The organism is Pseudooceanicola nitratireducens (assembly GCF_900109195.1).
Taxonomy (GTDB): domain Bacteria; phylum Pseudomonadota; class Alphaproteobacteria; order Rhodobacterales; family Rhodobacteraceae; genus Pseudooceanicola; species Pseudooceanicola nitratireducens.
The window spans coordinates 399,566-420,041 of sequence record NZ_FNZG01000002.1; the positions used below are offsets into that span (position 1 = coordinate 399,566).

Consider the following 20,476-nt stretch of genomic DNA (forward strand, 5'->3'; position numbering starts at 1 on the left):
GCCGGTTACAGGCCCGTTTCGGCGGCGATCTGGGCGCGGGACTTGCGGGCGCGTTCGGTGGCCGATTTCAGCTGGCCGCAGGCTGCCATGATGTCTTCGCCGCGCGGGGTGCGGATGGGGCTGGCATAGCCGGCCTTGTGCACGATGTCGGCGAATGCCTCGATCCGCGACCAGTCCGACCGCTGGTAGGGCGCACCGGGCCATTCGTTGAAGGGGATCAGGTTGATCTTGGCCGGGATGCCCGAGATCAGCTTCACCAGCCGGCGCGCGTCGGCGTCGGTGTCGTTCACATCCTTCAGCATCACGTATTCAAAGGTGATGCGTTCCGAATTCGACAGGCGCGGATATTCGCGCAGCGTGTCGAGCAGTGTTTCGATGTTCCAGCGCTTGTTGATCGGGACCAGCTTGTCGCGGACTTCGTCCGTGGTGGCGTGGAAAGACACCGCCAGGAGACAGCCGATCTCCTCGGCGCATTTGGCGATCTCGGGCACGACGCCCGAAGTGGACAGCGTGATGCGGCGGCGCGACAGGGAAATGCCTTCGCCGTCCATGGCGATCTTCATCGCGTCGCGCACGTTGTCGAAGTTGTAAAGCGGTTCGCCCATGCCCATCAGCACGATGTTCGACAGCAGGCGTGTTTCGTCCTTGGGCGCACCGGGCACGGGCCATTCGTTCAGATCGTCACGGGCGACCATGATCTGGCCGACGATTTCACCGGCGGTCAGGTTGCGCACCAGCTTTTGCGTGCCGGTGTGGCAGAAGGAACAGGTCAGCGTGCAACCAACCTGGGACGAGATGCACAGCGTGCCGCGATCGGCCTCGGGGATATAGACGACCTCGACCTCGTGGCTGCCGGCGATGCGCATCAGGTACTTGCGGGTGCCGTCGGCGCTGACCTGTTTCGAGACCACTTCGGGGACCTCGATGATGAAGGTCTCGGCCAGCTTGGCGCGGTAATCCTTGGCCAGATTGGTCATCTCGGCAAAGTCGCGCACGCCCCAGTGATACAGCCAGGCCCAGATCTGATTGACCCGCATCTTCGCCTGTTTCTCGGCGGTGCCCATGTCGATCAGGGCGGCGCGCAGGGCGTCACGGGTCAGCCCGACGATATTGGGCAGCCCGGGCGTTTCCTTGCGGGGTATGGTCATCACATCCTGGGTGATCGGCGTCTGGATCGACTTCTGTGGCGCGTCGTTCATGGTCCGGCTCCTTGGGGAAGCCTGAGCCTATAGGGGATTCGGCGCATTTTGGCCATGCCCCCGATTGGGCCGGCGTCACACATCAAGGTGAAGGGCGCGCCCTGCGGGGCACGCCCTGATCCGATTGGGCCGGTCGGCCCGGTGCCGAGGGCCCGAAGGCCCTGGCGGCGCGGCGGTTACTTGCAGCGCGACTGCGCTTCGGTGACCGCGGCGGTGAACCCGGAAAGAGAGAAGGTGTCCTTGGTCTGCGTGCCACGCGAAGAGCGGGCGGTCACGATGGCCGTCGCCCCGCGCTTCATGGCGGCGACGATCTTGGCGTCCTCGGACTTGTTCTCGGGCCAGGCCCATTCGCCCTGGGTGATCAGTTCGAACTGGGTGCCGTCGACGTTCAGGTTCACGGTCGATCCGCTGGCGAAGGGATATCCGCCGGTGAAGGTGACCTGAGCCTCGACCCCGGCGCCGGGGCGGTAGAAGGTCATCAGCAGCATCTGCGACCGCGTCACGGTGACCACGCGGCCATCACGGGTGTTCACGGTTTCCTTCGGGGCGGCGACCGCCCAGCATTCCTTGGGATCGGCGTCTTCGTAGACAGCCCAGTCCCCTTCTTCGCTGACAATATTTTCGCTGACCTGCTGCGCCACGGAGGGTGTGGCCACGCCCAGGGTGGCCATCAGGGTCGCTGCGGTCAGGCCCAATACGTTACGGGAAATCATCTCTCCAGCCTCCAAGCCGTCCTTGCCTCTGACCTGTCCGTCGCGCCTCTCTCTGGGCGATGCGGGACCGGTCCTTGTTTCGACTTTGCTACATTAATCAAAAACCTGCCAATGACGAAAGAGCGAGCGGCAAGATTTTGCAAGCTTTGAGGCGGGCAAAAGAAGAGGGCGCGCGGGCTTTCGCCGGTGCATCCGGGCCAGAAAACCGGGGCAGCGGGCTGGCGACCTATTCCGCGGGCAGGCGCGGGGCGATGCGATCCCTTGTGACACGCAGTTCATTGGCCACCTCGCACAGGTTCTTGTCCTGTGAAAACGAGATGAGATCATCAAGGACGCTTAGCATCCACTGGTTCCCGGCCACGCTTTGCGGCGGGAAGGATCGATGCCAGGCAGGACCTGCGTCAAAAGGGTTCTCGGGGTCGTTCAGAGGGATGATCTTTGCCATCTTGCTCTCGCGGGGTTGAGGCTGCCGCCATACTTCCGGGCGAACAGGCCAGGGGACACTAAACTACAGCGGGTTTTCCGCCACACAACTGGGGCAAATGTAGGACTTTATTCGCGGCGTCAATAGAGCGGGTGAGCGCTAACACCGGCTGAATTCCGCCCAAGAATTCAGCGCCAATCCTTAAGTGCCTCAAGGACAACTGGAATTCATCTTCCGAATTGGATCACAAATATTCGTTATTTTCCATTCCGAAAGGGTTTCATTGCGCAATTGCAACACTTGCCGCAAGGTTAATTGGTGCTGGTCAACCCTTCGGGCTGCCCAACCACCACGAAACGCAGCGCATCGGGGCGCAGATAGCGCCGGGCGACGTCGTTCACCTGCTCCAGCGTAACGGCATTAACCTTGTCATTGCGGGTGGCGGGGTAATCCAGGGGCATGTTTTCGATCTGCATGCCGGTGATGATATTGGCAATCGGGCCATTGCCGTCAAAGCGCAGCGGATAGGCCCCGGTCATGTATTTCTTGGCGGCGATCAATTCGTCTTCGGTGACGCCGTTTTCGGCAATCTCGGCCCATTGCTGGCGGATGACGTCGATAGCATCGGCAATGCGGCCATTGGCGGATTGCACCTGACCCATCCACATGTCGGCGTGGTCCTTGTCGACAATGAAGGAATAAACGCCATAGGTCAGGCCGCGTTTCTCGCGCACCTCGGTCATCAGCCGGCTTTCAAAGCCGCCACCGCCAAGGATGGTGTTCAGCAGGTAGGCCGGGAAGAAATCCTCGCTGTCGCGGGCGACGCCGGAATGGCCGAACAGCGCGACGGATTGCGGGGTGTCGAAGGGCGCGACGGTGACGCCGCCGGTCAGGGCCGGTTCGATGGTTTCGGGCAGGGCGGGGCCGGAGGGGGGCAGATCGCCCAGCAGATCGTCCAGCAGGGCCGAAAGCTCTTCGGGGGTGATGTCGCCGACGGCACCGATGTACATGCGGTCGCGCACCATGCTGTCCTGATGTGCCTGAAGGATGTCATCGCGGGTCAGGGCGGCGACGCTGTCCAGCGTGCCATTGCTGTCGGTGCCATAGGGATGGTCCCCGAAAGCCATGGCGTTGAAGGCGTTGCCGGCGATGTCATTGGGGTCCTTCTGATCGGACCGGATGATCGACAGGACCTGGCCGCGCACCCGGTCGATGGCGTCCTGATCGAAGCGCGGATTGATCAGACTTTCGCGCAGCAGGGCGACGGCCTGATCCCGGTTCTCGGTCAGGAACTTGGCGGAGACGCTGAGAGTGTCGTCACCGACATCGTATTTGAAGGACGCCGCCAGGGCCTCTTTCGCGCGGGTGAAGGCCAGGGCGTCCAGATCGCCTGCGCCCTCTTCCAGCGTGGCGGTCATCAGGTTGATGGCCCCCCGCTTGCCCGGACGGTCGATCGAGGTGCCGCCGCGGAACCAGATTTCCAGCGCAGTGAAGGGGATCGAATGTTCCTCGACCAGCCAGGCGGTCAGGCCGCCGGGGGTCTTCACTTCCTGAATCTCGACCTCGGCCCGGGCGGGTTGCGTCAGCGCGGGCAGGGCCAGGGTGACGGCGATCAGGGCGGAAAATACGGCGCGGATCATTGGCTGACCTCCGGTTCGGCTTGCGTGGCGGGGGCGGGGGACGCGGCGGGTTCGGGCTGTGGTTCTGGCTGCGGTTCGGGGCCCATCAGGTAACCGGTGACGGCGCGGTTGCGGTTCAGCACCTCGCGGGCGGCGGTCAGGATCTCGGCCTCGGTCACCTCTTGCAGGATCTCGGGCCAGGCCTGGATGTCGGCGATGGTCAGCCCCTGGGTCATGGCGGCACCATAGCGGCGGGCCAGGGCCTCGACATTGTCGCGTTCGTAGATCTGGCTGGCACGGACCTGCATCTTGATGCGGTCCAGCTGTTCGGCGTCGACGCCATCGGCGATGAACTGCGCCAGGGCTGCGTCCAGGGCGGCTTCGGCTTCTTCCAGGGGCACGCCCTCGGCCGGGACGATGTAGGTGCCAAAGGTCGTGTCATCCAGCGACAGCCCGCCGTAATAGGCCGAGGTGTATAGCGCCACCTGCTGTTCGAACACCAGCTTCTGCGTCAGGTAACCGGTTTGCCCGCCACCCAGAAGTTCCGACAGCATGACCAGCGCGGCGGCGGTGTCCTGATCGCCGGGGTCGCGTTCGGGGGCCAGGTAGCTGCGGGTTACATAGGGCTGGGCGACGCGGGGGTCGCGGTAGATCATGCGCCGTTCCGCCGTCTGCGCGGGTTCCGAGGGGCGGATGCGTTCGGGCAGGTCGGGATTGGCGGGGATCGGGCCGTAGTGGTCCTGCGCAAGGGCGCGGACCTCATCGGGGGTCACGTCACCGGCGACGATCAGGATGGCATTGTTGGGCGAATAGAAGGTCCGGTAGTAGGACAGGGCATCGTCCAGATCCAGGGTCTCCATCTCGTGCCGCCAGCCGATCACCGGCACGCCGTAGCGGTGGTTGAGGTATTGCGCCGCCATGGTCTGTTCGCGGAACAGCGCCTGGGGGCTGTTCTCGGTGCGCTGGTTGCGTTCCTCGATGATGACTTCGCGCTCGGTCAGGATGTCGGCCTCGGTCAGGCGGACATTCTTCATCCGGTCGGCCTCCATGGTCATCATCAGGCCAAGGCGGTCGGCGGCCACGCGTTGGAAATAGGCGGTGTAATCGTGGCTGGTAAAGGCGTTGTCGGTGCCGCCATTCTCGGCCACGGTCTTGGACAGCTCGCCGGGCTCCATCGTGTCGGTGCCCTTGAACAGCAGGTGTTCCAGGAAATGCGCCACGCCCGAGACGCCGGGCGTCTCATCGGCGGCCCCGGCGCGATACCAGACCATGTGCACGACGACGGGGGCGCGGTGATCCTCGATCACGACGACCTGCATGCCGTTGTCCAGTTCGAAGTCCGTGACCAGGTCGTTCGACGCCTGCGCGGATGTGGTCATCATCGGGGCGGCCAGGATCACGGCGGCGGCCAGCCGGGAGAGGATTTTCAGGCGCATGGGGTCTCCTTCGGGCGGTCCTTGCAACCGGATCGGCACCAGGCCGGCCGGTTACGGGTCAAGATAGGCGAAAGGCCCGCGTGTGCAACGCGGGCCTTTGCGAATGACAGGAGTTTGACGCAGCCGTGATCGGATGCGGTCCGGACCTGGCCGGATCACTCCTCGGGCGGGGCAGAGGGTGTCTGCGCCCCGGCGCGACGCCACAGGCGTTTGACGGCCTGGGATTCCAGGGTCTCGTCCGAATAGGCGCGGTAGTATTCGTCGCCCCCGAAGATGCGGAACTTGGTCCAGCGGCTTTTGCGGGCGCGGAAGTCTTCGTCCTCGGCGGCCAGGGTGGTGCGGATCGTGGGATCGACACCGCGGCGCGACGCGGCCGTGACAAGGGCGCCATCCGAAGTCGCAACACCGCGATCTTCCAGCGCGCCGGGGCGGCCCCCAAGGGCGGCGACGGCATCGGCCAGCGGCTGCTGGTCGGTCCTGTTTACCCCGCCGGGCGTGGGTTCCGGCAGCTCGACGAAGCTGGGCGGAGATTCCAGCGGTTTGTTCGGCACGATGGTAAATTCATCCGGGCCGTTGGACGTGTTGCGGATCTTGCGCAGCGTGATGTCGCGCTCGACACCCCCACAGGCGGCAAGTCCTGTGCAGGCCAGCAAAATCAGCGGCAACGCAAAGCGTTTAGTCGCCGTCATTAGTACCCCCCAAAGGTAATCTGGGTCCAAGGACTATAGCATAAGTCCTTGGAGGTCACGCGCCTTTCTCGGCGGGGATCAGCACAAGCGTGGCAGCGCCGATGAAGATCGCGATGTCGGCGACGTTGAAAGCAAAGGGATTGGTGATGCCGCAGCAGGACATGTTCAGGAAATCCGCAACCGCCCCGTACAGCACCCGGTCGACGACATTGCCAAGCGCGCCGCCGACCAGAAGGCCCGCCGCCACCAGTCCGGCGCGGCGGGGTTTTTCGCGGTGCACCCAGTACAGCACACCGACCGAGATCACGAGGGCGATGGCGATCAGGATCCAGCGCGACAGATTCGTCCCGTCCGAGAACAGGCCGAAGTTGATGCCGGTGTTCCAGGCCATGCGCAGCGTCAGGAAGGGCGGCGCGACCTCGATCACGCCGCGTTCGATCAGGTTCAGCCCGTGCACGATGGCAAACTTTGAGATCTGGTCGATCACAAAGGCCACAAGGGCCGTCCAATAGACGATACGCATGCCCCCGGTGCCTTAGTGGCGGAAGTGGCGCATGCCGGTCAGCACCATGGCCAGACCTGCTTCGTCCGCGGCCGCGATGACCTCGTTGTCGCGCATCGACCCGCCGGGCTGGATCACCGCCGTCGCGCCCGCGTTCGCGGCGGCCAGAAGGCCGTCAGCGAAGGGGAAGAAGGCGTCGGAGGCCACGACCGAGCCCTTGGCGGGTGTTTCGCCCAGGCCCAGCTCATCCGCCATGCGCTGCGCCTTGTGGGCCGCGATGGTCGAACTGTCGACGCGGGACATCTGGCCGGCGCCGATGCCCACGGTCGCACCGTCCTTGGCATAGACAATGGCGTTGGATTTCACGTGCTTGGCGACGGTCCAGGCGAACAGCAGGTCGGCCATTTCCTTTTCCGACGGCGCGCGCTTGGTCACCACCTTCAGGTCGTCCATGTCGATCCGGCCGTTGTCCTTGTCCTGGACCAGCAGGCCGCCCGCGACCTGGCGCAGGGTCAGCGACGCGGTGCGCGGATCGGCAAGGGCGTCGGTGGTCAGCAGGCGCAGGTTCTTCTTGGCGGCAAAGATTTCACGCGCGGCGGCGTCTGCGCCGGGGGCAATGACGACCTCGGTGAAGATCTGGGCGATTTCCTCGGCGGTGGCGGCGTCCAGCGGCTGGTTCAGGGCAATGATACCCCCGAAGGCCGAGGTGCGGTCACAGTCGAAGGCGCGCAGGTAGGCGTCGCGCAGGTTCTCGCCCCGGGCCACGCCGCAGGGGTTGGCATGCTTGATGATGGCGCAGGCCGGGCCATTGGCGGGCAGGAATTCCGACACCAGTTCAAAGGCCGCATCGGTGTCGTTGATGTTGTTGTAGGACAGTTCCTTGCCCTGGTGCTGCGCGGCGGTCGACACGCCGGGGCGGACCGAGCCGTCGGTGTAGAAGGCCGCCGTCTGGTGCGGGTTCTCGCCATAGCGCAGGGTCTGGGCCAGGGTGCCGGCAAAGACGCGGCGGCGCGGGGCCTCTTCACCGATGGCACCGGCCATCCAGGTCGAGACGGCGGCGTCATAGGCCCCGGTGCGGGCATAGGCGATCTGGGCGTGGCGCTTGCGGAAGGCCAGGCTGGTCTGGCCATCGTTGGCCTTCAGTTCGTCGACAAGGATGCCGTAGTCCTCGACATCGACGATGGTGGTGACAAAGGCGTGGTTCTTGGCCGCGGCGCGGATCATCGCCGGGCCGCCGATGTCGATGTTCTCGATGCAGGTGTCATAATCGGCACCCTTGGCCACGGTTTCCTCGAACGGATAAAGGTTCACGATCAGCAGGTCGATGCCCTCGATGCCGTGTTCGTTCATCGCGGCGACATGGGTGTCATTGTCGCGCAGGGCCAGCAGGCCGCCGTGCACCTTGGGGTGCAGGGTCTTGACGCGGCCGTCCATCATTTCCGGGAAGCCGGTGACATCGGCCACGTCGGTGACGTCCAGGCCGGCGTCGCGCAGCAGGCCGGCGCTCCCTCCGGTAGACAGCAGCTGGATGCCCATCCCGGCCAGCTCCTTGGCCAGATCGACCAGCCCAGTCTTGTCGGAAACGGAAATCAGCGCGCGGCGCACGGGGGTGAGGTCGGTCATCGTCTGGTGTGTCCCTTATCGACTGTCAGAGCGCCACGTCCATGCCATCGCGGTTCAGGTCGCGGATCGAGACCGGGGTGTCCTGCGCCTTGGACAGCGACCAGCGCACGCGGGTGGCATGGTCTTTGGCCAAAGAGGACAGCACGATCTGGGTGGTCGCACGCGGCTTGAGGCGGTTCTTCTCCAGAAAGACGGAAGGTTCAAGGCGCAATTCGCCGCTGCCGTCATGCCGGAAGACCCAAAGTTCCCCTGATTTCAACGCCAGGGACACCGCAACGCCGCCCAGATCCAGCTGTGCCTCGACATCGGGATGCAGGTGAAACCGGATCTGGAAGGGGATGCCGCCGGGTTTCGACAGGTTGGTATAGCTGTCGAATCGGCGCTTGTGGTCATCCTCGATCGCGATCAGCAGGTCCTCTCCGGCCATGGCGCGGCCGTCGCTGGTCAGTTCCAGCGTGCGGGCGTGGGTCAGCCCGGTCAGCGGCATGTATCCGTCGTGCCCGGCCTGGAACCGCAGCCCGTCGTCGGCGCGGGTCATGCGCACGGGCACATGTTCGGGGCCGTCGATCAGCGGTTCGAACCGCCCGCGCCCCTTGGTGCCCAGTCGGGCGCTGGACTGGCCCTGAAGGCATAGCGTCGAATGGCTGGGCGTGGCGCGGCCGGCGCGGTGCCAGTCGATGCCAAAGCTGATGCCCGAGCCGCAGTTGACCACGACTGGCCGCCGCCCCGAGGTCAGTTCGAACGCCAGGGTCGAGGCATGGGCAATCAGCGCGCCGGCGTCATCCTCGGCCGGGGGGGCGGCATCGATGATGACGCTGGTCCGCCCGCCGGACAGCCGCGCATAGCCCATGGACAGCCCGTCGGAATGGCGGTGCTTGATGCCGCAGTTGGCCAGGGCGTGGTCCAGCTGGCCCTCGATCCCGCGTCCGCCGCCGTGAAACCGTGCCAGCCCGCCGTCCGCATGGCGCAGGGTGCGCAGGGTGGGCGCGATCCGGGCGATGGCGTCCGACACCGGCACCGAAGGCGCGCGGCCCGCATCGCCAAGCGCGGCATGGGTCCAGGTCAGCAGGGTGAAGATCTCCAGCAGCTCTTCGGGGTTGCGGGACACGATGCCGCCGGTGTCGTCGATCCGGTCGGCGCATTCCTTTTCCAGCGCACGGATCGCGCCGGCGGCGCGGGCGGGGGCGGGCGACAGGATCAGCGCGGCACAGACCAGCGCACAGAGCGCCTCGAACCGGGGGAGACCGGGGGCGGCGCTGGTCCAGCGGCGCGACAGGAACCGCGTCTGGTGCGACAGGCTGCGCATATAGGCGCGGCGGGCGGTCTCGTCCTGGGTCTGCAGGGCGAAATCCGCGTGGTGGATCATGCGAATCAGCCGCCGTCCGGTCAGGTCCGGGGTCCAGCCGGGGCCGGTGCCCGATCCGTGGCGGCGAATCCAGCCGGTGATCCAGCGTTGCGCCAGTTCGCGCGCGCGCAGGTCGGCAACGGCGGAGAGGTCATCCAGCCAGGTGAAGCCCTGCACCTCGGCCTCGAAGGCGGCATCGGTGGTGGCCAGCGACCAGATCTCGCCCGAGGAATCCTCGACCAATGCACCGGCGAACATGAAGTTCCCGGCCATCAGCTGCCGCCCCTTGGCGAAACTGCCGAAGGATCGGGGATCGGGCGGCGTGGCAAATTCCCGCGCCGAGGGGCCAAGCGTGGTCCACCGCGCGATCACGCGGTCCATCACCCCGGGGACCGTGACCGGCCTTGGTATGCTGTCCGACATCTTGCCTGTCTCTGCGCCTTGAGTTCTTGAGCTTGGACCGCGACTGGCACCAAGTCTATCCGTCGAGCGTGCAGAAATCACCGGCTATTCCTGGATCAGGCGGGTTTGTGAAGAACCGCGCAGTAGAAGCCGTCCATGCCGCCGGTCTCGGCCCAGTAATCGGGGCGCAGGCGAAGCCCGCCTTCTTCGGTGATCCAGGCCGGGTCGATGCCGGGCAGGTCCAGCGCGGCGCGGTCCGTGGTCAGGCCGGGGTGGCGCGCCAGGGCTTCGTCCACCTGCACCTCGCCCTCGTCGGGAATCAGCGAACAGGTGCAAAACACCAGGCGGCCGCCGGGTTTCAGAAGCGACAGCGCGTGGTCGATCATCTGCGCCTGCAGGTCGATCAGGGCGCTGATGGTGCTGCCGTCCTGGGCATAGGGCAGGTCGGGGTGGCGGCGGATCGTGCCGGTGGCGGAACAGGGCGCGTCCAGCAGGATCGCGTCCCAGCCGTCCTCGGCAAAGTCCAGCGCGTCGCCGGTGACGATGCGGGCGGTCAGCCCGGTGCGGGTCAGGTTTTCCTCGATCCTTTCGCTGCGCGCGGGGGAAATATCCAGCGCGGTGACATCCGCCCCGGCCGAGGCCAGCTGCATCGTCTTGCCGCCCGGCGCGGCGCAAAGATCCAGCACCTTTTCGCCGGGCTTGGCCGCCAGGATCCGCGCGGGCAGCGCGGCGGCGGCGTCCTGCACCCACCACGTGCCGGCGTCAAAGCCGGGCAGGGCGGACACCTGGACCGATCGGTCCACCCGCAGGCTGCCCGTGGGCAGGATCTGTGCGTCGATCTGGGCCGAAAGCGGTTCGGCCAGCTTCTGCTCACGCAGGGTCAGGTCCAGCGGCGCGCCACGGGCGTGGGCGGCTTCGCAGGCGGTGATGACCTCGTCTCCCCAGGCCATGACCAGCGGCTCACGCAGCCATTCCGGCAGGCGCGACGGGCTGCGGTCGGCCCAGGCGGCGGGGGCCACATCGGCGACGCGGCGCAGCACGGCATTCGCCATGCCCTTGGCCTGTTTATAGCGATGCATGGCCGAGATCTGGGTGACGGCGGCGTTCACCACGCCATGGGCGGCCTCGCCGGTTGCCAGTTCATAGGCGGCGATACGCAGGACGTTCTGCACCGGCGGCGCCGGGATGCGTTCGATGAACTGCGCCAGCAGCGCGTCCAGAGGGTCGAGGTTGCGCAGGGTTTCGGTGGCCAGACGCTGCGCGCGGGCGCGGTCGGCGGGCTCCATCCGGGCGAGGGGGCCGGTGCGGCCCGTCAGCTCGGCCAGGGTTTCCTGATCTTCGAGAACAGCACAGACCAAGCGATGCGCGGCGCGGCGGGGATCCATCGGGCGGGCGGGACGATCCGGGCGGTCGCTGTCCTGCGGCCGGTTGCCCTGAGCTTTACCCTGGGGACCACCGGGCCTGCGGCCCATGGGTTTGCCGGTTCCCTTTCCGGGGCCTTTGTTGGGGCCTTTATGGGGGCCTTTGCCTTTGGACATGCCTCCGGCACCACCGGCCTTGCGGGGGCCGGTTCTGCGGGACGGATCATTGGGCTTGCGTGGGGGCGTCATCGCGCTCTCCTTGCCGGTCTCAAGTCGCGCGGTATATCATGGAGCGTCACAGAAGGAAGCCAAAGATGAGCGACGCCCCCTCGGGCAAGGAATTGCCCGCCGATCTTCCCCCCGCTGCGCAACGTGCGCTGGCCGAGGCCGAGGAGCGCCGGAAACTGGCCGAAGCCGAGGCGCTTCCGCCCGAGCTGGGTGGGCGCGACGGGCCGGAACCGGTGCGCTATGGCGACTGGGAAAGAAAGGGAATCGCGGTCGATTTCTGATCCGCGATCCCGTTTGTGCGCCTGATCCGGGGTGGATCCCCGGCAGGCGTTACGGTGAAAGACCGGGCCAAAAGACCCAGCCCGGCTTAAAGCCCCAGAACGTCCAGCATCGAATATTCGCCCGCGTCCTTGCCCTGTGCCCAAAGGGCGGCGCGCAGCGCCCCCTTGGAGAACAGGCTGCGGTCGTCGGCCACGTGGCGCAGGGTCAGCCGTTCGCCCGGCCCGGCAAAGATCACGTCGTGTTCGCCCACGATGCCGCCGCCGCGGATCACGGCAAACCCGATGTCGCCGCTTTTGCGCGCCCCGGTGATGCCGTCGCGGCCCCGGTCGGCCACATCGGCCAGCTTGACGCCCCGGCCCTCGGCCGCAGCTTCGCCCAGCATCAGCGCGGTGCCCGAGGGCGCGTCGACCTTGCGGTTGTGATGCGCCTCGACCACCTCGATGTCGTAATCTTCGTCCAGGGCGGCGGCGACCTTTTTCACCAGCACGGTCAGAAGGTTGACGCCCAGGGACATGTTGCCGGCGCGGATGATGACGGTGCCTCTGGCGCTGTCGGCGATGGCGGCCAGGTCGTCATCGGTGAACCCGGTGGTGCCGATGATATGCGCGGTGCCCGTGGTGGCGGCGACCTTGGCCAGCGCCACGGTGGCCGAAGGCGCGGTGAAATCCAGCACCGCGTCGGCCCCGGTCAGCGTGGCCTGCGCGTCGTCCGAGACGATCACGCCCAGCTCGCCCGCGCCCAGGCACAGCCCCAGATCCTTGCCGACCCAGTCGTGGCCGGGGCGTTCCAGCGCGCCGGTCAGCCGGGCCTTGTCGCTGGCCCGGACGGTTTCGATCAGCATGCGGCCCATGCGGCCCGAGGCACCCGTGACCACGATTCCGGGAAGTTCGCTCATTTCATCGGTCCTTTGTCGTTCACGCCTTGCTTACCGTCGCGCGCCCGTCTTGGCAAAGGGGCGGTATAGGTCTATCTGCGGGGGATGAGCAAAAACATCCATCACGACGGGCCGGGGCCCTCTCAGCGGCAGCTGCGCGTGGGCGAAACCATTCGCCGTGCCCTGTCCGAGATCCTGATGCGGGGCGATATCCACGACCCCGACCTGAACCGCCTGTCGATCACCGTGGGCGAGGTGCGGACTTCGCCCGACCTGAAGATCGCGACCGCCTATGTGCTGCCCCTGGGCGGCTCGGGGCAGGACGTGGTGGTCGAGCTTCTGGCGCGCAACAAGAACGAATTGCGCCGGGCCATCGGCAAGAAGCTGGGCCTGAAGTACACGCCCGACCTGCGGTTCCGTCTGGACGAGACCTTCGACCGGATGGACGACACCCGCCGCCTGTTTTCGCAGGATGACGTGCGGCGCGACGTCGAAGACGAGTGATCCCGGAATGCTGCGCGCCCCGCTGGTTGCCGCACTGCTGATCGGCTGGGCCCTGCCCGCCGCGGCGGTCGATTGCGACCGGACGGATTACGAGGGGCGCAGCTATACGATCTGTCAGGTGGATGCGGGCCAGGAAGACCTGGCGCTGTTCCTGAACAACGCCGGTGGCGCGCCCTATGGCAGCTTCAAGGCGGTGCGCGAGGCGCTGGCGCAGGACGGCCGCGACCTGGCTTTTGCGATGAACGCGGGCATGTACCACGAAGACCGCAGCCCCGTGGGTCTTTACCGTGAGAATGGCAAAGAGGCGCGCGCCGTGGTGTCCAACCCCGGCCCGGGCAACTTCGGGATGCTGCCCAATGGGGTCTTCTGTTTCGGTCCCGGCCGCGCCGAGGTGATCGAGACGCTGGCCTTCAACGCCCGCCCTGAAGGTGACTGCCCCAATGCCACGCAATCGGGGCCGATGCTGGTGATCGACGGCGATCTGCACCCGCGGTTCCTGGTCGACAGCACCTCGCGCTATATCCGCAACGGGGTGGGGACCAGTGATGATGGCACCACCGCCTGGTTTGCCATGTCCGATCTGCCTGTGACCTTCCACGAATTCGGGTCGTTGTTCCGGGATCGGCTGGGGGTGCGGCAGGCGCTGTATTTCGACGGCAATGTCTCGCGCCTTTATGCGCCGCAGATCGGGCGCAGTGACCTGGGCGTGCGGATGGGGCCGATCGTCGGCGTCGTGGTTTCGGCGGGCGAATAACGCCCCGGATAGCACCCCGAACAGCGCTGTCGGCGCAGTGGGCAATCAGACGCGCAGAAACCCCGTGCATTGACGGGCGGGACGCAGCAGGCTAGGCCCGCCGACCGAAAGCAGATCCGCAGGACGAGGACGATATGGCACGCAGACGCAAAGGCCGCGACATCCATGGCTGGCTGGTGGTGGACAAGCCCGCCAGCATCACCTCGAACGCGGTGGTCAACAAGGTGAAATGGGCCTTCGAGGCGAAGAAGGCGGGCCATGCCGGCACGCTGGACCCCGAGGCGACGGGCGTGTTGGCCGTGGCCCTGGGCGAGGCGACCAAGACCGTGCCCTTCGTCACCGATGCGCTGAAGGCCTATGAATTCACCGTGCGGCTGGGGCAGGCGACCAATACCGACGATGCGGAAGGCGAGGTGATCGCGCAAAGCGACGCGCGCCCCACGGATGACGAAATCAAGGAAGCCCTGAACGGTTTCGTCGGCGACATCCAGCAGGTGCCGCCGCAGTTCTCGGCGGTGAAGATCGACGGCGAACGCGCCTATAAACGTGCCCGCGACGGCGAAGAGATGGAGCTGGCCGCGCGTCCCCTCTGGGTCGAAAGCCTGGTGATGCTGGACCGGCCGGATGCCGATCACGTGGTGCTGGAACTGGTCTGCGGCAAGGGCGGCTATGTTCGGTCGGTCGCGCGGGATCTGGGCAAGGTGCTGGGCTGCCTCGGCCATGTACTGCGCCTGCGCCGGGTCTGGTCCGGCCCCTTCAACGCTGAAGACGGCGTCACCATGGACCGCATTCAGGAACTGGCCCGCAGCGAAGAGATCGACAGCCTTCTGCTGCCCATGGATCTGGCGCTGGAGTGCATGCCCGAGGTCAAGGCGACCGACGAAAGCGTCGTGCGCCTGAAGAACGGCAACCCCGGGATGGTCATCGCGCAGGGCGTTGAATACGGGGAAGAATGCTGGGCCAGCCACAATGGCGTGCCGGTGGCCGTGGGGCATTTCAAGGCGGGCGAATTGCACCCGAACCGGGTCTTCGTGCTGTGATCGTCACCCGCAGGTTCCAGAAGGGGGATGCGGCGTCGGTTGCGGACTATTCCCCCTGTGACCTGTACCGCTATTCCCTGACCCGGGTCTGGGACGATGCCCTGCCGCGTGTGGTGTTCGTGATGCTCAACCCTTCGGTCGCGACCGAGGTGCAGAACGACCCCACGGTGGAACGCTGTGAAAGGCGCGCGCGTGTGCTGGGCTACGGGGCCTTCCGGGTGGTAAACATCTTTGCCTTCCGCGCCACCGACCCCCGCGTCCTGAAACAGGCCGAGGCACCAGAGGGGCCGGGCAATGACGCGGCGCTGCGCGATGCCGTGGCCTGGGCCGGTGAGCACGGGCATGTGGTGGCGGGCTGGGGTGCCCATGGGGCGCATCGCGGCCGGGGCGCGCAGGTGGCGCGCCTGTTGAGGGATCTGGGCTGTGCGCCGCGTCACCTTGGTCTGTCCAAGGCGGGCCATCCGCGCCATCCGCTGTATATCGCCTATGCCCAGCAGCCCGAAGCCTGGGATCCGGAGGCGCTGGCGGCGCTGATCGGCTGATCCCGCCGTTCGCAATCGCTTAACCATAAGTCGCGGAAAGCTTTGCGTTTTCAGCGGGGTGAAGCGTATTCAGAGGCCCTTGTTGGGGGGCTGCCATGTTCATGCTTGCGGGATTGATGGGGCTGATGCTGGTCGGTGCGTCGGCCTTTGTCGGCCTGGCCGAAGACGACGTGATCGAAGACCTCGACCCTCTGCCGGAAGACGAGGATGAGGCCCCGATGTCCCCCCATGCCCTGTTGGAGCTGGTCGGCGGAGAGATCTACGCCGGAACCGATGCGGGCGACGCGGTTCAGGGATCCCCCCTGGCGGATCAGATCGGCGGCTATTCGGGCGATGACACGCTGAACGGCGGCAGCGGCGATGACATCCTTGTGGGGATGGCCGGGGACGACCAGATGGACGGGCAAGCCGGGGCGGATACCCTGCATGGCGGGGATGGCGGCGACCGGATCTATGGCTCATCCGGGGATGACAGCCTGTTCGGCCACATGGGGCAGGACCTGCTGGCGGGCGGCATCGGCAATGACGTGATGCATGGCGGCGCGGGATATGATTCGCTTCTTGGCGGGTCCGGGGACGATGCGCTGCACGGCGGGCTGGGGGGCGACCAGCTGACCGGCGGGGCCGGGCAGGACACGCTGTTCGGGGCTTCGGGCGACGATTGGATCAACGGGGTGACAGAATTTCTGGGCCAACCGGAGGCCCCGAACGGGGCCGCGGATTTCGAGGCCGGGCGCGATTTCCTGAATGGCGGCGCGGGCGCGGATACGGTGATCGGCGGCGCGGGCGACGTGCTGACCCTTGGCGCGGGAACGGATACCGCTGTGCTGGGCCATTGGATCGGTGTGGGCGATGATGCGGCGCAAGTCACTGATTTCCTTGCAGGAGAGGATCAGCTGATCGTGATCTGCCCCGATGATGCTGGCGATGCGCAGGACGTGACGATCGACAGGGACGGCGGCGAAACCCGCATCACCCTGAACGGCGTGACCATCGCCACGCTGCCGCAGGACATCCCGATCGGGATCGAGGATGTGGTCGTCCTGCCCGAAAGCGCCGCACAGAGTCTTTTGCGGTGATGGCGCGTGCGTGGCAGGGCCGGGCGAACAGGCCCCGGATTGCCCCGGACCTCTCGCGTTTTCCGTCTTTATTTTTGGGGGCGGATGCCGTAAACGCCCGGGATTGCCATCGGGTCACCGGTGGCGATTGCTTTTCGGACCTTGCTGGACGACATCCCGGCTTGTGCCCGCCACCCTTTAGACAAGGAGATCCCGATGTCGATCACTGCCGACGAAAAATCGCGCCTGATGAAAGAATACGCAACCAAGGACGGCGACACCGGTTCGCCCGAAGTCCAGGTTGCCATCCTGTCCTCGCGTATCGCCACGCTGACCGAGCACTTCAAAGAGCACAAGAAAGACAACCACGGCCGCCGTGGTCTTCTGAAAATGGTTGCTCAGCGCCGGAAGCTGCTGGACTACCTGAAGGGCAAGGACGAAGCCCGTTACGCTGACCTGATCAAGCGTCTCGGCCTGCGCCGCTAAGCCCTTGGCGGGGTCACCCCCGCCAGTGCCAGCGACAAGAATTGCGCCCGTTCCGGTAGGAGCGGGCGTTTTTCGTTTCAGGCGTTATGCGCGGTGTCGACCGCGACGGGCGGTCAATCGGCGCTGCGTCGCGCCAGAAGATCCGACAGCAACACGAACTGCAGGCCCCGCGCGGTCAGATCGTCCAGGATCCGGGGCAGGGCGTCGCGCGTGGCCGCGCCCGACCCGTACATCGGATGCAGCAGGATGATGTCGCCGGGGCCGGTGGCCGCGACCGTCAGGCGGTGGATCTCATCGGCGGTCTGGCCGGGGGTGAAGCTTTCGGCCGCGACCGACCACATGATATTGGGGCGGTTCTGCTGCGACAGCACCCAGGGCAGCATCAGGAATTTGCGGCCGAAAGGCGGGCGGAAGTGCAGCGGCCCGGCATAGCCCGCATCGCGGATCGCGGCATCGGTTCGCGCCAGTTCGTCGCGCAAGTCGCGGGCGCTGCGCAGCCACATGGCGCTATGGTCCCAGGAATGATTGCCCAGCTCGTGCCCCGCCGCGATGATCGCCTGCACCGCGTCGGGGTTGGCTTCGACATTGCGGCCAAGGACAAAGAAGGTGGCGGGGATGGAGCGCTCGGCCAGGATCTTCAGAACCTCGCCCGTATGCGCCGCCGAGGGGCCATCGTCGAAGGTCAGCGCCACGATGGGATCAGGGGTCTCGACGCGGGCGATGATCGCGCCGAAGACCTGGGTCGTGGTGGAATCCGTCAGCCGGTCAAAGCCCAGAAACAGCAGCGCCAGGGTCAGAAGACCGACCCCGGCGCGCAGCACAGCCTTGCGAAACCGCACCTCAGGCGGGGCGGCGGCGGCGCGTTGCCATCAGCCCAAGCCCGCCCAGAAGCAGAAGCGCCGAAGCGGGCAGGGGCACGGCGGTCACGACCTCGGTGATGCGATAGGCCATGCCGGTGCGTTCCAGCAGCACCCCGGCAGAGCCGTCGGTAAAGTTGAAGAACCGCAGGTCGGCGCGGGTGATCCCAAGGTAGTCCGCCAGGGTGGTGACCCCGCCGAAGCCATCCGCCACGCCCACGGAATAGACCGTGTTCAGCGTGTCGCCGATCCCCTCCATCGTGGCATATAGTGCGCCGGTCGCCAGATCGCCGAACAGCATGTCGATCATGTTGAACGAGACCTCGGACAGGATCGGCCCCGAGACAGCCAGCCAGGGCGCGCCTTCGCGGCCGAACTGGGCATAGGGGGTGATGAACCCGGGTTCTTCCCCGGGGATGGCCCCGGTCGCGCCCGGCACCTCGCCCATGAAATCGCCCTGGTTGACGTAGAAGGTGCCTTCGCGGTTCAGCCCGTCGGCATTGCGGCCCCAGCCGAAATTCTCGACCTCGGCGGTGTCGACCAGGTCGGCGACGTCGATCACGTTGATCTCTTCCGCGACGGTGCGGCCGATGTCGGAAAACGCGATGCGGGTGCGGCTGGCGTCGGTATAGCTTAGCTGCTGGACGTTGCGCACGCCGGTCGCCGCGACCTGCGTGGCACCGGTCTGGCCGTCGATGATCAACAGCTTGGCCACGGTGGTGGTGGGATCCTGCGCATGGGTCAGCCCGTCATACAGCTGGTTAAGGTTGTCGCCCCGCGACAGCAGCAACCGGCCATCGGGCAGGACCAGCATGGCCTCGCCGAAATGCGCGCCGCCCTGGCGGGTGCTTTGCCCGGTCTCAAACGCGGTCAGGGCGCGGGGGTTGGACAGGCTGCCATCGGCGGCGCGGTCATAGGCGTAGATCAGTTGATAGTGCTTCTCGGGCTGGTGATAGTTCGGATCATTGGGCAGCGCCTGGGCGGTGCCGAACCCCGCAGGAAGGGTCGAGGAGGTGAAGCCCACATAGGCCACCGGCCCGCCGTCGCCTGCCATGTTCATGAAGCCCGACTTGCCGACCGGGGTCACATCCGGTGGCACGTCGGTCAGGTCCAGCACGTTGCGGCTGCTGGCCCCGTCCTGGATGGTGATCTTGCCGCGCTTCTGGTCGACGACGTACAGGTGATCCCCGATCGGGATAGGCGACGCGACGTTGTTCTGGTTTCCCGCCGTGGCGAACTGGCCGACGAAGTCCAGCGACACGGTCAGCGGGGACGGCGAAACCGCCGGGGGTTCCAGCGTGGCGGCCGTGGCGGGGGCGGACAGCGCCAGCGCGCAGAGGCCCGGAACAAGCCCGGACAGCAGGGCAGGGCGAAGGGATGCGGGACGAATACGCAAAACGAAGGCTCCGGAAAAAACGTGCAATCAATTGGCATGAATTCTGCGGGCTGCCCTGCGGATCTGTCAAGTCGCAGGGGTGGCCCGCGCCGGCAGGGCACGGGCCAGAGGGGTCATTGCACGATGCGCAGCGGTTCGGACCGGGCCGGGGCGGGATCGCCGGGGCGGCGGGACAGACCGGCGTGGAAGCGTTGCGCGAACTTCAGCCCGGCCCGGATGACGCTGGCATCGCGGCGGCCGTGGGTGACGTTTTCGACCGCGATGCGGGCGCGTTCTGTGTTGTCGCGCCGCATGTAGCGGATCATCAGCAGGATCATCGCCTCGTCCGCGGTCAGCAGGGCGCGGGTGTCCAGCGCCAGCGCGTCGCAATGCGTCACCGGGGCCTCGCGGCAGGCGTGAATGGCGCACAGCAGTTCCGACAGGCCATGGGCGATGGCCAGGCCGACGGACTGGCCCCATCTTTCGGCGGCGGTCGCATAGGCGATGTGCCAGCTTTGGGTTTCGGGGGCGGTCACGGCGGCCAGAAAATGGCGCAGGATCGGCAGGATCGCCGTTTCGAACGGATCAAGGTCCAGATCCTGCAGGTCGATCTGGGCCTGGGGGTTCCGCGCTTCTGCGGGCTGGTCGAGGGGGCTTTGCTCAAGGGGGCTGGGGTCAAGGGTCATGCGTTGCCTCTTTCGCGGGGCGTTGCCGCCGTGACCGGTTCTGCCTTGTCCTGGTTGGGCGCGTGATCTGACAGCCGCGTGACGCGGGGGTCGTCCAGGTGCGCGGGCGTCAGCGTGGCAAAGGGAGAGGCCGCGCGCGCCGGAAAGCGCAGGTCGGCCTGCATCGCGGCCCGCAGGCGGGGGTGCAGGGCAACGCCGTGGGTCTGGGCCAGGGTGTCGGTGGCCAGAAGGGTCTTGAACAGATCGGACATGGGACGAAACCTCGGGTCTTGCGCGCAGGCAGGCGCGACGTGATGTGCGTTGGCACCCGTCTGGCGGACAAGCTGGAGGTGATGCGCGGCTTAACTGACAGAAATAGTCAGGTAATGCAAGAGCGGTCTGACGCCCGCCCGGCGGCTCACTTGGATTTTTCTTTCAATAATTGCGGCTTTCCTGTAAGGCCCCGGCATCTGAGACGTAACGCCCCAGCCCCTGGCG

The 20,476-nt window shown here is 66.3% G+C and carries 22 protein-coding genes; 7 read left to right on the forward strand and 15 right to left on the reverse strand.

The window, feature by feature from the left end:
• Nucleotides 1-5: 5 nt before the first annotated feature.
• The 10 genes from rlmN to BMX99_RS07850 form a co-directional block, all read right to left on the reverse strand.
• Nucleotides 6-1,199, reverse strand: a complete 1,194-nt coding sequence (gene rlmN / locus BMX99_RS07805) for a 23S rRNA (adenine(2503)-C(2))-methyltransferase RlmN (protein ID WP_093449713.1) — start codon at nucleotides 1,197-1,199, stop codon at nucleotides 6-8.
• Between the two features lie 176 nt (nucleotides 1,200-1,375).
• On the reverse strand, nucleotides 1,376-1,912 hold the full coding sequence (locus BMX99_RS07810; protein WP_170848678.1) for an invasion associated locus B family protein: 537 nt from the start codon (nucleotides 1,910-1,912) through the stop codon (nucleotides 1,376-1,378).
• Nucleotides 1,913-2,138: 226 nt separating this feature from the next.
• On the reverse strand, nucleotides 2,139-2,357 hold the full coding sequence (locus BMX99_RS07815; protein ID WP_093449716.1) for a hypothetical protein: 219 nt from the start codon (nucleotides 2,355-2,357) through the stop codon (nucleotides 2,139-2,141).
• Between the two features lie 290 nt (nucleotides 2,358-2,647).
• On the reverse strand, nucleotides 2,648-3,976 hold the full coding sequence (locus tag BMX99_RS07820) for a M16 family metallopeptidase (RefSeq protein ID WP_093449718.1): 1,329 nt from the start codon (nucleotides 3,974-3,976) through the stop codon (nucleotides 2,648-2,650).
• Entirely contained in the window at nucleotides 3,973-5,391 is a 1,419-nt protein-coding gene (locus tag BMX99_RS07825) for a M16 family metallopeptidase (protein WP_093449721.1), read from the reverse strand. Before BMX99_RS07825 ends, BMX99_RS07820 begins: the two co-directional genes overlap by 4 nt.
• Before the next feature lie 155 nt (nucleotides 5,392-5,546).
• A complete protein-coding gene (locus BMX99_RS07830; RefSeq protein ID WP_170848679.1) occupies nucleotides 5,547-6,080 on the reverse strand; it encodes a DUF3035 domain-containing protein in 534 nt (177 codons plus the stop codon).
• A gap of 55 nt (nucleotides 6,081-6,135) precedes the next feature.
• Nucleotides 6,136-6,603, reverse strand: coding sequence for a signal peptidase II (gene lspA / locus BMX99_RS07835; RefSeq protein ID WP_093449725.1), 468 nt, complete (start codon nucleotides 6,601-6,603; stop codon nucleotides 6,136-6,138).
• Between the two features lie 12 nt (nucleotides 6,604-6,615).
• On the reverse strand, nucleotides 6,616-8,205 hold the full coding sequence (gene purH / locus BMX99_RS07840) for a bifunctional phosphoribosylaminoimidazolecarboxamide formyltransferase/IMP cyclohydrolase (protein WP_093449727.1): 1,590 nt from the start codon (nucleotides 8,203-8,205) through the stop codon (nucleotides 6,616-6,618).
• Nucleotides 8,206-8,230: 25 nt separating this feature from the next.
• Nucleotides 8,231-9,931 carry a heparinase II/III family protein gene (locus tag BMX99_RS07845; RefSeq protein ID WP_093449729.1) on the reverse strand — a complete coding sequence of 567 codons (1,701 nt, stop codon included), beginning with the start codon at nucleotides 9,929-9,931 and terminating at the stop codon, nucleotides 8,231-8,233.
• Between the two features lie 137 nt (nucleotides 9,932-10,068).
• On the reverse strand, nucleotides 10,069-11,337 hold the full coding sequence (locus BMX99_RS07850) for an RsmB/NOP family class I SAM-dependent RNA methyltransferase (protein ID WP_093449732.1): 1,269 nt from the start codon (nucleotides 11,335-11,337) through the stop codon (nucleotides 10,069-10,071).
• A gap of 290 nt (nucleotides 11,338-11,627) precedes the next feature.
• Here BMX99_RS07850 and BMX99_RS07860 point away from each other — a divergent pair, with 290 nt between their 5' ends.
• On the forward strand, nucleotides 11,628-11,822 hold the full coding sequence (locus tag BMX99_RS07860) for a DUF1674 domain-containing protein (RefSeq protein WP_093449738.1): 195 nt from the start codon (nucleotides 11,628-11,630) through the stop codon (nucleotides 11,820-11,822).
• An 86-nt stretch (nucleotides 11,823-11,908) separates the two neighbouring features.
• Here the strand turns inward: BMX99_RS07860 and dapB are convergent, their stop codons facing one another.
• Nucleotides 11,909-12,718 carry a 4-hydroxy-tetrahydrodipicolinate reductase gene (dapB, locus tag BMX99_RS07865; RefSeq protein WP_093449741.1) on the reverse strand — a complete coding sequence of 270 codons (810 nt, stop codon included), beginning with the start codon at nucleotides 12,716-12,718 and terminating at the stop codon, nucleotides 11,909-11,911.
• A gap of 84 nt (nucleotides 12,719-12,802) precedes the next feature.
• Here dapB and rbfA point away from each other — a divergent pair, with 84 nt between their 5' ends.
• The 6 genes from rbfA to rpsO all read left to right on the forward strand — a co-directional run bounded on the left by rbfA (nucleotide 12,803) and on the right by rpsO (nucleotide 17,081).
• Nucleotides 12,803-13,201 (forward strand): 30S ribosome-binding factor RbfA, encoded by a 399-nt coding sequence (rbfA, locus tag BMX99_RS07870; RefSeq protein WP_093449744.1) that lies wholly within the window; start codon nucleotides 12,803-12,805, stop codon nucleotides 13,199-13,201.
• 7 nt (nucleotides 13,202-13,208) lie between these two features.
• Nucleotides 13,209-13,955: a phosphodiester glycosidase family protein gene (locus tag BMX99_RS07875; RefSeq protein WP_093449747.1), complete on the forward strand. Its 747-nt coding sequence runs from the start codon at nucleotides 13,209-13,211 to the stop codon at nucleotides 13,953-13,955.
• Between the two features lie 134 nt (nucleotides 13,956-14,089).
• A complete protein-coding gene (gene truB / locus BMX99_RS07880; protein ID WP_093449751.1) occupies nucleotides 14,090-14,995 on the forward strand; it encodes a tRNA pseudouridine(55) synthase TruB in 906 nt (301 codons plus the stop codon).
• Nucleotides 14,995-15,537, forward strand: coding sequence for a DUF1643 domain-containing protein (locus BMX99_RS07885; RefSeq protein WP_093451215.1), 543 nt, complete (start codon nucleotides 14,995-14,997; stop codon nucleotides 15,535-15,537). The genes truB and BMX99_RS07885 overlap by 1 nt, the downstream gene beginning before the upstream one ends.
• Before the next feature lie 95 nt (nucleotides 15,538-15,632).
• The gene (locus BMX99_RS07890) at nucleotides 15,633-16,616 is read left to right on the forward strand and encodes a calcium-binding protein (RefSeq protein ID WP_093449755.1); all 984 of its coding nucleotides are present in this window, start codon (nucleotides 15,633-15,635) and stop codon (nucleotides 16,614-16,616) included.
• A gap of 195 nt (nucleotides 16,617-16,811) precedes the next feature.
• Entirely contained in the window at nucleotides 16,812-17,081 is a 270-nt protein-coding gene (gene rpsO / locus BMX99_RS07895; RefSeq protein ID WP_093449758.1) for a 30S ribosomal protein S15, read from the forward strand.
• A 113-nt stretch (nucleotides 17,082-17,194) separates the two neighbouring features.
• Here the strand turns inward: rpsO and BMX99_RS07900 are convergent, their stop codons facing one another.
• The 4 genes from BMX99_RS07900 to BMX99_RS07915 all read right to left on the reverse strand — a co-directional run bounded on the left by BMX99_RS07900 (nucleotide 17,195) and on the right by BMX99_RS07915 (nucleotide 20,250).
• On the reverse strand, nucleotides 17,195-17,920 hold the full coding sequence (locus tag BMX99_RS07900; RefSeq protein WP_093449761.1) for a polysaccharide deacetylase family protein: 726 nt from the start codon (nucleotides 17,918-17,920) through the stop codon (nucleotides 17,195-17,197).
• A gap of 1 nt (nucleotide 17,921) precedes the next feature.
• Nucleotides 17,922-19,334 (reverse strand): PQQ-dependent sugar dehydrogenase, encoded by a 1,413-nt coding sequence (locus tag BMX99_RS07905; RefSeq protein ID WP_093449764.1) that lies wholly within the window; start codon nucleotides 19,332-19,334, stop codon nucleotides 17,922-17,924.
• 113 nt (nucleotides 19,335-19,447) lie between these two features.
• Nucleotides 19,448-19,999 (reverse strand): hypothetical protein, encoded by a 552-nt coding sequence (locus tag BMX99_RS07910; RefSeq protein ID WP_244525494.1) that lies wholly within the window; start codon nucleotides 19,997-19,999, stop codon nucleotides 19,448-19,450.
• A complete protein-coding gene (locus tag BMX99_RS07915) occupies nucleotides 19,996-20,250 on the reverse strand; it encodes a hypothetical protein (protein WP_093449767.1) in 255 nt (84 codons plus the stop codon). The genes BMX99_RS07910 and BMX99_RS07915 overlap by 4 nt, the downstream gene beginning before the upstream one ends.
• Nucleotides 20,251-20,476 lie beyond the last annotated feature (226 nt).

Coding starts and splice junctions, on each gene's coding strand:
- BMX99_RS07815 (WP_093449716.1), bottom strand. CDS start 2,357: ATGGCAAAGATCATCCCTCTGAACGACCCCGAGAACCCTTTTGACGCA.
- truB (WP_093449751.1), top strand. CDS start 14,090: ATGGCACGCAGACGCAAAGGCCGCGACATCCATGGCTGGCTGGTGGTG.
- rpsO (WP_093449758.1), top strand. CDS start 16,812: ATGTCGATCACTGCCGACGAAAAATCGCGCCTGATGAAAGAATACGCA.
- rlmN (WP_093449713.1), bottom strand. CDS start 1,199: ATGAACGACGCGCCACAGAAGTCGATCCAGACGCCGATCACCCAGGAT.
- rbfA (WP_093449744.1), top strand. CDS start 12,803: ATGAGCAAAAACATCCATCACGACGGGCCGGGGCCCTCTCAGCGGCAG.
- BMX99_RS07820 (WP_093449718.1), bottom strand. CDS start 3,976: ATGATCCGCGCCGTATTTTCCGCCCTGATCGCCGTCACCCTGGCCCTG.
- BMX99_RS07875 (WP_093449747.1), top strand. CDS start 13,209: ATGCTGCGCGCCCCGCTGGTTGCCGCACTGCTGATCGGCTGGGCCCTG.
- BMX99_RS07810 (WP_170848678.1), bottom strand. CDS start 1,912: ATGATTTCCCGTAACGTATTGGGCCTGACCGCAGCGACCCTGATGGCC.
- BMX99_RS07850 (WP_093449732.1), bottom strand. CDS start 11,337: ATGGATCCCCGCCGCGCCGCGCATCGCTTGGTCTGTGCTGTTCTCGAA.
- BMX99_RS07910 (WP_244525494.1), bottom strand. CDS start 19,999: ATGACCCTTGACCCCAGCCCCCTTGAGCAAAGCCCCCTCGACCAGCCC.
- lspA (WP_093449725.1), bottom strand. CDS start 6,603: ATGCGTATCGTCTATTGGACGGCCCTTGTGGCCTTTGTGATCGACCAG.
- BMX99_RS07890 (WP_093449755.1), top strand. CDS start 15,633: ATGTTCATGCTTGCGGGATTGATGGGGCTGATGCTGGTCGGTGCGTCG.
- BMX99_RS07830 (WP_170848679.1), bottom strand. CDS start 6,080: ATGACGGCGACTAAACGCTTTGCGTTGCCGCTGATTTTGCTGGCCTGC.
- purH (WP_093449727.1), bottom strand. CDS start 8,205: ATGACCGACCTCACCCCCGTGCGCCGCGCGCTGATTTCCGTTTCCGAC.
- dapB (WP_093449741.1), bottom strand. CDS start 12,718: ATGAGCGAACTTCCCGGAATCGTGGTCACGGGTGCCTCGGGCCGCATG.
- BMX99_RS07860 (WP_093449738.1), top strand. CDS start 11,628: ATGAGCGACGCCCCCTCGGGCAAGGAATTGCCCGCCGATCTTCCCCCC.
- BMX99_RS07825 (WP_093449721.1), bottom strand. CDS start 5,391: ATGCGCCTGAAAATCCTCTCCCGGCTGGCCGCCGCCGTGATCCTGGCC.
- BMX99_RS07915 (WP_093449767.1), bottom strand. CDS start 20,250: ATGTCCGATCTGTTCAAGACCCTTCTGGCCACCGACACCCTGGCCCAG.
- BMX99_RS07845 (WP_093449729.1), bottom strand. CDS start 9,931: ATGGACCGCGTGATCGCGCGGTGGACCACGCTTGGCCCCTCGGCGCGG.